Origin of the sequence: Streptomyces sp. SID3343 (genome assembly GCF_009865215.1) — a bacterium.
GTDB lineage: Bacteria > Actinomycetota > Actinomycetes > Streptomycetales > Streptomycetaceae > Embleya.
The window spans coordinates 1-3,015 of record NZ_WWJX01000121.1 but is presented as its reverse complement, the minus strand read 5'-3'; the positions used below and the strand labels follow the sequence as shown (position 1 = coordinate 3,015).

The following is a 3,015-nucleotide window of genomic DNA, read 5'->3' as shown; positions in this document are numbered from 1 at the left end:
GCCGGCGTGGGTGTCTGCGACGACGACGCGGCCGTAGGGGTGGACGGTCACGGCGAATCCTTCCTGTCGGTATGTCAACGACGCTATGTCAGCCGCGATGTGCCGGACTTCGTCCGCGTGCCCAAAGCCGGCCGGCTTTTCGGTGCGTTCCAACCAAGGCGCTAACCGGTCGGATGGCTGTGCCCAGGCGTGCTCGCCCCGCCCGGGCCGAGCCGACTCGGCGGGCTCGCGCAACGCAAACGAATGAGCCGGGGCGGGGCCGATCCGTCGGTTCTTTGCGTCTGCCGGCCCGTTCTCCGAACAACCCTTGCGAGCCCGTCGTGACCCTGCTGTGCTGAGCGTCGGGCCTGACCGGCTCCTGTCGACGGCCGGCCGGCCTCTTTCGAAGGATGGATCGCCGATGACCTTCCCCGCCGTGGATTTCGCCCTGCGTCCGTCCGCGAACCCGTTGCCGGCCGAGCAGCGTGAGGCCGTCCTCGCGGCTCCCGGGTTCGGCCGACACTTCACCGACCACATGGTCACGATCAAGTGGACGACCGAGCGCGGCTGGCACGACGCCGAGGTGGGGCCGTATGCCCCGCTGTCGTTGGACCCGGCCAACATGACGCTCCACTACGGTCAGTCGATCTTCGAGGGGCTCAAGGCGTATCGCCGCCCCGACGACTCCGTCGCGCTGTTCCGCCCCGAGGCCAACGCGGCCCGCTTCCAGCGCAGCGCGGCGCGCCTGGCGATGCCCGAGTTGCCGATCGACGTGTTCGTCGACGCGTGCGCGAATCTGGTCCGGCAGGACCTCGCGTGGGTGCCGCGGGGTGGCGAAGCCTCGTTGTACCTGCGCCCGTTCATGTTCGCCACCGAGGTCGCGCTCGGCGTCAAGCCGGCGTCCGAGTACCTGTTCATGGTCATCGCGTCGCCCGCCGGCGCGTACTTCACCGGGGGCGTCAAGCCCGTGTCGGTGTGGCTGTCGCAGGAGTACGTCCGGGCCGCTCCCGGCGGTACCGGCGAGGCCAAGTGCGCGGGCAACTACGCCGCTTCCCTGTTGGCCCAGGCGGAGGCCGCCGAGCACGGCTGCGACCAGGTGGTGTGGTTGGACGCGGTCGAGCGGCGCTGGGTGGAGGAGATGGGCGGCATGAACCTGTGCTTCGTCCGGGCCTGCGAGAACGGCGTCCCGACTCTGGTCACGCCGGCGTTGACCGGGACGCTGCTGCCGGGCATCACCCGTGATTCCCTGCTGCGGCTGGCCGGCGACCTCGGTTGTCGCACCGAGGAGCGGCGGGTCTCGGTTGCCGAGTGGCGCGAGGGCGTCGCCGACGGCACCCTGACCGAGGTCTTCGCGTGCGGTACGGCTGCCGTGGTCACGCCGGTCGGCGAGGTCCGGTCGGCCGAGGGCGGGTGGACGGTGGCGGGCGGCGCCACGGGGCCGGTGACCACGCGGCTGCGCGAGGCCCTGCTGGACATCCAGACCGGGCGCGCGGTCGATCCGTACGGGTGGGTGTACAAGGTCGCGTGATCACGGGGCCGCGAACGGGGCACGCGGATACGGATGTCCGTACGTGCGTGCCCCGTGCTTCGCCCGACCGTCGGCACCGTCGGCGCTATCGCTGTTCCGCGAGCCACTCGTCGAAGGTGGTCGGCGCGATGCGGGCGCCGTCGACGGCCAGGAGCACGTTGCCGGCCATCGACGGCCCGAAGGCCCCCGACCACGTCGGTACCAGTTTCACCACCCGGCCGCGCGCCTCGTGGGTACGCCGGGCCATGTCCACCAAGTCCTGCGGTTCGGGCCCGACCACGTCGACGTAGCGCCCCTGCGGCTCGCCGACGGCGATCTCGGCGAGGATGTCGGCCACGTCCGAGGGCGCGATCGGCTGGACGAGCAGCGGGGCGATCGTGGCGACGCCGTCCTGTTCGGTCCAGCTCGCCACCATCGCGGCGAAGTCGTGGAACTGGGCGGCCGGCACCGTCGTCCACGGCACCGGCCCCGCCGCCACGAGACGCTCCTGTTCCCGCTTGCCGGCGTAGTGCGCGTTGCCCTCGATGCGATCCACCCCGGCGATCGAGAGCAGCACGTGGTGGCGCACACCGGCGCGCTCCTCGGCGGCGAGCAGGTTGCCCGTGGTCGTGCGGAAGTACGCCACCGTCGCGGCCTCGTCGGCGGCGGGCGCGTTGGTCGCGTCGACGACGGCCTCGACGCCGACCAGGGCGTCGTCGAGCCCGGCACCGGTCGACAGGTCCACGCCGAGCGAGCGGCTGATGCGTACGACGTCGTGCCCGTCCTGTTCGAGGACGGTGGCGGTCAGGGCCCCGATGTTCCCGGTCGCGCCGGCAATGGCGATCCGCATGACGATCTCCCCTTCTCGTTGTCTCGTTCGCGCTTCGGACAGCGCTCCAACCAGCACAGCGCTCTGGACAGCGCTTTCGACAGCGCCCTCGTTGGCTGTTCGCTCGGACATTATCACGGACTAAACAGGTCCATGATGTCTGCGATAAGCTGAAGAGGTGAAGCTGCCAGGAAGCACCGAGTGGGTCTTGCACTGCGCCACGTCCCTCGCTCAGCTCGACCCGGGAACCAGCGCGTCGACGACCCAGCTCGCGCAGTACTTCGACCTGCCGGCGCCCTACCTGGCCAAGCAGCTGAAGGCACTCGTCAGAGCCGGCCTGCTGACCGCGACCACCGGTCCGCGGGGAGGATTCCGGCTCGCCCGGCCCACCGCCGACATCACGCTCCTACAGATCGTCGAGGCCGTCGACGGCGCGTCCTCGCCGTACGAATGCCGCGAGATCCGCCAACAGGGACGAGGCGCACTGGACCCCGAGGACTGCCGTCACACCTGCATCCTGGCCGCGAAAATGACGGACGCACACGACGCCTGGCGCAGCAGCCTCGCCGGCGTCACCCTCGCCGACATCGTGACCTCGCTACCCGAGTGGGCCCCCGCGCGCACACGCCTCCGCTTGACGGGAACGACGTAGCCGGGCGCCGGGCCGACCGCGCCGGCGTCGCCGTCGCCTCGCCTCGCG

At 71.0% G+C, this 3,015-nt stretch carries 3 protein-coding genes; 2 read left to right on the top strand and 1 reads right to left on the bottom strand.

What is annotated here, in order from left to right; genetic code table 11:
• Positions 1-400 precede the first annotated feature (400 nt).
• Positions 401-1,507 carry a branched-chain amino acid aminotransferase gene (locus GT354_RS04160; protein WP_161354798.1) on the top strand — a complete coding sequence of 369 codons (1,107 nt, stop codon included), beginning with the start codon at positions 401-403 and terminating at the stop codon, positions 1,505-1,507.
• Between the two features lie 85 nt (positions 1,508-1,592).
• On the opposite strand, the gene GT354_RS04155 is transcribed toward GT354_RS04160, so the two are convergent.
• Complete coding sequence (locus tag GT354_RS04155) at positions 1,593-2,336, bottom strand: NAD(P)H-binding protein (RefSeq protein WP_161354797.1); 744 nt, start codon at positions 2,334-2,336, stop codon at positions 1,593-1,595.
• A gap of 157 nt (positions 2,337-2,493) precedes the next feature.
• On the opposite strand from GT354_RS04155, the gene GT354_RS04150 reads away from it, so the two are divergent.
• Positions 2,494-2,967 (top strand): Rrf2 family transcriptional regulator, encoded by a 474-nt coding sequence (locus GT354_RS04150; RefSeq protein ID WP_161354796.1) that lies wholly within the window; start codon positions 2,494-2,496, stop codon positions 2,965-2,967.
• The last annotated feature ends 48 nt before the right edge of the window (positions 2,968-3,015 follow it).